The 6,286-nt window shown below is 44.4% G+C and carries 2 protein-coding genes; both read right to left on the bottom strand.

Annotated features, from left to right (window positions below; all coding sequences use genetic code 11):
• A partial coding sequence (locus tag B0X80_RS07360; RefSeq protein WP_139345298.1) for a retention module-containing protein occupies window positions 1-5,294 on the bottom strand: 5,294 nt, incomplete at its 3' end.
• Window positions 5,295-5,679: 385 nt separating this feature from the next.
• Window positions 5,680-6,258 (bottom strand): PEP-CTERM sorting domain-containing protein, encoded by a 579-nt coding sequence (locus B0X80_RS07355; protein WP_175623901.1) that lies wholly within the window; start codon window positions 6,256-6,258, stop codon window positions 5,680-5,682.
• Between the last annotated feature and the right edge of the window lie 28 nt (window positions 6,259-6,286).

Below are 6,286 nucleotides of genomic sequence, written 5' to 3'. Positions count from 1 at the left end.
GTTAAATCAGATTCAGGCGTCACCTCGATATTCAAGGTAGACGTATCGGTATTCACACCATCAGAAACGGTATAAACCACTTCAGGTACCGGACCGTTGTAATCGGCCGTAGGTACAAACGTAAAGGTTCCATTAGGATTAATGGTTAGCTCACCCTCGGCTAACGTTGCGGTGGTACCTTGTGGATCGACGGTGAAGGTATTACCACCTACCGTGAATTCAGTGATGGTTGGTGTACCGTCGGTACTAGTAGCATTGGCTAATAGATCACCTGAAAGTGAACCATCTTCTGCTACTGATAGAGTCTCGTTATCATCCGTTAAATCAGACTCAGGCGTCACCTCGATATTCAAGGTAGACGTATCGGTATTCACACCATCGGAAACGGTATACAGCACTTCAGGTACCGGACCGTTGTAATCGGCGGTGGGCACAAACGTAAAGGTTCCATTAGGGTTAATGGTTAATTCACCTTCCGCTAACGTTGTGGTGGTACCTTGCGGATCGACGGTGAATGTATTACCGCCCACCGTAAATTCAGTGATCACAGGCGTGCCGTCAGTGCTGGCCGCATTGGTAAGCAAGTTACCGTTTAACGTGCCATCTTCAGGCACACTGAGGGTTTCGTTGTCATCCGTTAAATCAGATTCAGGCGTCACCTCGATATTCAAGGTAGACGTATCGGTATTCACACCATCAGAAACGGTATAAACCACTTCAGGTACCGGACCGTTGTAATCGGCTGTTGGCACAAACGTAAAGGTTCCATTAGGGTTAATGGTTAATTCACCTTCCGCTAACGTTGTGGTGGTACCTTGTGGATCGACGGTGAAGGTATTACCACCTACCGTGAATTCCGTGATAACCGGCGTGCCATCGGTGCTTGAAGCGTTTGTGAGCAAGTTACCGTTGAGCGTATTATCTTCAGCGGTGGTTAATACTTCATTGTCGTCCGTTAAATCTGACTCAGGTGTTACGTCGATATTCAAGGTAGAGGTATCGGTATTCACACCATCAGAAACGGTATAAACCACTTCAGGTACCGGACCGTTGTAATCGGCTGTTGGTACAAAGATGAAAGTACCATTAGGATTAATGGTTAATTCACCTTCCGTTAACCTTGTAGTTGTACCCAATGGATCGACGGTGAAGGTATTACCGCCGACCGTGAATTCAGTGATCACAGGCGTGCCGTCAGTGCTGGCCGCATTGGTGAGCAAGTTACCGTTTAACGTGCCATCTTCTGGCACACTGAGGGTTTCGTTGTCATCTGTTAAGTCCGACTCAGGTGTCACCTCGATATTCAAGGTAGACGTATCGGTATTCACACCATCAGAAACGGTATACAGCACTTCAGGAACTGGGCCGTTGTAATCGGCTGTTGGTACAAACGTAAACGTTCCGTTAGGGTTAATGGTGAGCGAGCCTTCCGCTAACGTTGCGGTTGTACCTAGTGGATCGACAGTGAAAGTATTACCTCCGACCGTAAATTCCGTGATCACAGGCGTGCCGTCGGTACTTGCCGCATTGGTGAGCAAGTTGCCTGAAAGCGAACCATCTTCTGGCACACTGAGGGTTTCGTTGTCATCGGTTAAGTCAGACTCAGGTGTTACGTCGATATTGAGTGTTGAGGTATCAGTATTTACGCCATCAGAAATCGTATAAAGCACTTGTGGAACCGGACCGTTGTAGTCAGCTGTCGGCACAAACGTAAACGTTCCGTTAGGGTTAATGGTGAGCGAGCCTTCCGCTAACGTTGCGGTTGTACCTAGTGGATCGACAGTGAAAGTATTACCTCCGACCGTAAATTCCGTGATCACAGGCGTGCCGTCGGTACTTGCCGCATTAGTGAGGAGGTTACCGTTTAACGTGCCATCTTCAGGCACACTGAGTGTTTCGTTGTCATCTGTTAAATCCGACTCAGGTGTCACCTCAATATTGAGTGTAGATGTATCGGTATTCACGCCATCAGAAATCGTATAAAGCACTTCAGGTACAGGGCCGTTGTAGTCAGCTGTCGGTACAAACGTGAAGGTTCCGTTAGGGTTAATGGTGAGCGAGCCTTCCGCTAACGTTGCGGTTGTACCTAGTGGATCGACAGTAAAAGTATTGCCGCCCACCGTAAATTCAGTGATCACAGGCGTACCGTCAGTGCTAGTAGCGTTTGTAAGCAAGTTACCGTTGAGCGTATTATCTTCACCGATCGTTAATGTTTCATTATCATCCGTTAAATCAGATTCAGGCGTCACCTCGATATTTAAGGTAGACGTATCGGTATTCACACCATCTGAAATAGTATAAAGCACTTGTGGTACCGGACCGTTGTAATCAGCTGTCGGCACAAACGTGAAGGTTCCATCAGGGTTAATGGTGAGAGAGCCTTCAGTAAGAGTCGCGGTTGTACCCAGCGGATCGACAGTGAAAGTATTGCCACCCACGGTAAATTCAGTAATAACTGGCGTACCGTCAGTGCTTGCCGCGTTTGTAAGCAAGTTACCGTTTAACGTGCCATCTTCTGGCACAGATAGGGTTTCATTATCATCGGAGAGATCAGATTCAGGCGTCACCTCGATATTCAAAGTAGACGTATCGGTATTCACGCCATCGGATATCGTATAAAGCACTTGTGGTACCGGACCGTTGTAATCGGCTGTTGGTACAAAGGTAAAGGTTCCATTAGGATTAATGGTTAATTCACCTTCCGCTAACGTTGCCGTTGTACCTAGCGGATCGACGGTGAAAGTATTGCCGCCCACCGTAAATTCGGTGATCACAGGCGTGCCGTCAGTGCTTGCTGCATTCGTTAATAGATCGCCTGAAAGGTCGGTATCTTCAGCGGTGGTTAATACTTCATTGTCGTCCGTTAAGTCAGATTCTGGTGTTACGTCGATATTCAAGGTAGACGTATCAGTATTGACGCCATCAGAAATCGTATAAAGCACTTCAGGTACAGGGCCGTTGTAGTCAGCCGTGGGTACAAACGTAAACGTGCCATTAGGATTAATGGTTAATTCACCTTCCGGTAACGTTGTGGTTGTACCTAGTGGATCAACGGTGAACGTATTACCACCTACGGTAAATTCCGTAATAACTGGCGTACCGTCGGTGCTTGCCGCATTGGTGAGCAAGTTGCCTGAAAGCGTGCCATCTTCTGGCACACTGAGGGTTTCGTTGTCATCGGTTAAATCAGATTCAGGTGTTACGTCGATATTGAGTGTTGACGTATCCGTATTCACGCCATCTGAAATGGTATAAAGCACTTCAGGCACCGGACCGTTGTAATCGGCTGTTGGCACAAACGTGAAGGTTCCATCAGGGTTAATGGTTAATTCACCTTCCGCTAACGTTGCGGTTGTACCCAGCGGATCGATGGTAAAGGTATTACCGCCCACCGTAAATTCCGTAATAACGGGCGTGCCGTCGGTGCTTGCGGCATTCGTTAATAGATTGCCCGTTAGCGAACCATCTTCAGGCACACTGAGGGTTTCGTTGTCATCGGTTAAGTCAGACTCAGGTGTTACGTCAATATTCAAGGTAGACGTATCAGTATTCACGCCATCAGAAATCGTATAAAGGACTTCAGGAACCGGACCGTTGTAATCCGCAGTCGGTACAAACGTAAACGTGCCATTGGGGTTAATGGTTAACTCGCCTTCCGCTAACGTTGCGGTCGTACCCAAGGGGTCGACAGTAAAAGTATTACCGCCGACCGTGAATTCAGTGATCACAGGCGTGCCGTCGGTACTAGTAGCATTGGCTAATAGATCACCTGAAAGTGAAACATCTTCTGCTACTGATAGAGTCTCGTTATCATCCGTTAAATCAGACTCAGGCGTCACCTCAATATTCAAGGTAGACGTATCGGTATTCACACCATCAGAAACGGTATACAGCACTTCAGGAACTGGGCCGTTGTAATCGGCTGTTGGTACAAAGGTAAAGGTTCCATTAGGGTTAATGGTTAATTCACCTTCCGCTAACGTTGTGGTGGTACCTTGTGGATCGACGGTGAAGGTATTACCACCTACCGTGAATTCCGTGATGGTTGGTGTACCGTCGGTACTAGTAGCATTGGCTAATAGATCACCTGAAAGTGAACCATCTTCTGCTACTGATAGAGTCTCGTTATCATCCGTTAAATCAGATTCTGGCGTCACCTCGATATTCAAGGTGGAGGTTTCAGTATTTACACCATCAGAAACGGTATAAAGCACTTCAGGCACCGGACCGTTGTAATCGGCTGTCGGCACAAACGTAAAGGTTCCGTTAGGATTAATGGTTAATTCACCTTCCGCTAACGTTGCGGTTGTGCCTATTGGATCGAGGGTGAACGTATTGCCGCCCACGGTGAATTCAGTGATCACAGGCGTGCCATCGGTGCTTGAAGCGTTTGTAAGCAAGTTACCGTTTAACGTCCCATCTTCTGGCACAGATAGGGTTTCATTATCATCCGTTAAATCAGATTCAGGCGTCACCTCGATATTCAAGGTAGAGGTTTCAGTATTCACACCATCAGAAACGGTATACAGCACTTCAGGCACCGGACCGTTGTAATCGGCGGTCGGCACAAACGTAAAGGTTCCATTAGGATTAATGGTTAGCTCACCTTCAGCAAGGGTAGCGGTTGTACCCAATGGATCGAGGGTGAAGGTATTACCACCCACGGTGAATTCCGTGATAACCGGCGTGCCATCGGTGCTTGAAGCGTTTGTAAGCAAGTTACCGTTGAGCGTATTATCTTCACCGATCGTTAATGTTTCATTAGCGTCGGTAAGATCTGATATTGATGAAGTCGGAGTTGCTGGAGCGTTAATTTCAGTATTTGGGACGGTCGGAGTGATAAAACCATTAGTCAATTCTGCTGTGTCATAACCTGCTTGTGCTAGTGTTTCTGCAGCACTTCTATCAAGTCTGGTGAAACTACCTCCGCTATTATTTAGAATATCACCAGCAGCAGTATCAGGAAGCTCTACATCATCGCCTGACTCAATTAGCTCTTGGATCGCATTAATATCATCGAGTACTGTGTTTTCTGAATTTGTATTTACAATCTCACTAACATCATCTTCAACATTCTCAATAGTGAGCGCATCGCTTGAAGTATCACTAGAGACACGTTGCTGACTTCCGTCATTAAAAGTAAGTGTTATCTCACTATTTTCTGAAAAAACAATTTTTGTACCAGCAGTTATGTTATCACCAACATTTAACGGAATATCCACACCTGGATCGCTGTTAACGATTCCCTTGATATCAGTTATTTTTGCATTTTTTGAAGCCACAAAACTGTTCATGAACTACATCCCTAATAATTTACTTAATCAATTGCTAATGTTGAAGTCTTTACGTAGAAATAATTGATAATGAGGTTTTATATATCACTACATACGCAGATTATTCACCAAGTTAATGTTTATTAATTTGTTTTCACAAATATGGACATTAACTCTTATTATATAAGACTATAGCAGTATATGAACCACTCATCTAGATAATACATACTCGCCATTATTTAATTAAATAAAGAAGGTGTTTAAACAGAGTAGAAGAAAATAAAAATGGCTTAGAAAGGTGAAGGTTCTTTTATTTAAATGATGAGGTAAAAGGGCTGAAGAGTAAAAATAAAAATGGCGATATTTTACAATATCGCCACTTAAAAAAAATAAGAAAATTATTGTTCTATTTAGAGGCAAGAGCCTTAAAACGACGAGCACTTAAACCACATAATGCAATTGCAAAAATAATTAATGTTGAAGGTTCTGGAACGTTAGCTACTTTTTTGAAGATGTAATTAATATAATCACCACTTACTGCACGGTCATCAATCCAAGCCGAAAAATCTTGCTTATTATTGTATTGATTGTCGCCATTAGCGTCAGCAACAATATTTTCAGCAAGTCTAGATATAGCGCCTAGGTTACCATCGTACCAAGCTAAATGGTTTACGATATTTGCACCAGTGCTTATTGTTGTCATATCAAAAGTTGATGAAAAAGCACTTAAAGCGTAATTACTGGTGTTTCCATCTAAAAAGTATGCTGCAGCTTCTAAGCCATTAACTGGTTTAGCAATACTCCAATGAGGTGAGGATTCGGCTTTAGGATTGTTGTTGCCAACTAAATCAAAAAGAGTTACATATTCCCAACGTTCACCAGCAGCGTCTAAATAAACGTCTCCAGTGATCAGGTTGGCATGTACGCTACTTGCAGAAAATAAAACCAAAATAGTCAACGCTATGCTTAATAGTTTAGAACTCATGTTACCTCTCATTTTTTCCAAATTTTAT

The sequence above is a fragment of the Pseudocolwellia agarivorans genome (assembly GCF_002000085.1).
Classification (GTDB): domain Bacteria; phylum Pseudomonadota; class Gammaproteobacteria; order Enterobacterales; family Alteromonadaceae; genus Pseudocolwellia; species Pseudocolwellia agarivorans.
The sequence above is the reverse complement of the archived record's forward strand: the minus strand, read 5'-3'. Positions and strand labels throughout refer to the sequence as shown.

Excerpts from the sequence above, each read along its gene's own strand:
- B0X80_RS07355 (WP_175623901.1), bottom strand. The coding sequence starts at position 6,258 with ATGAGTTCTAAACTATTAAGCATAGCGTTGACTATTTTGGTTTTATTT.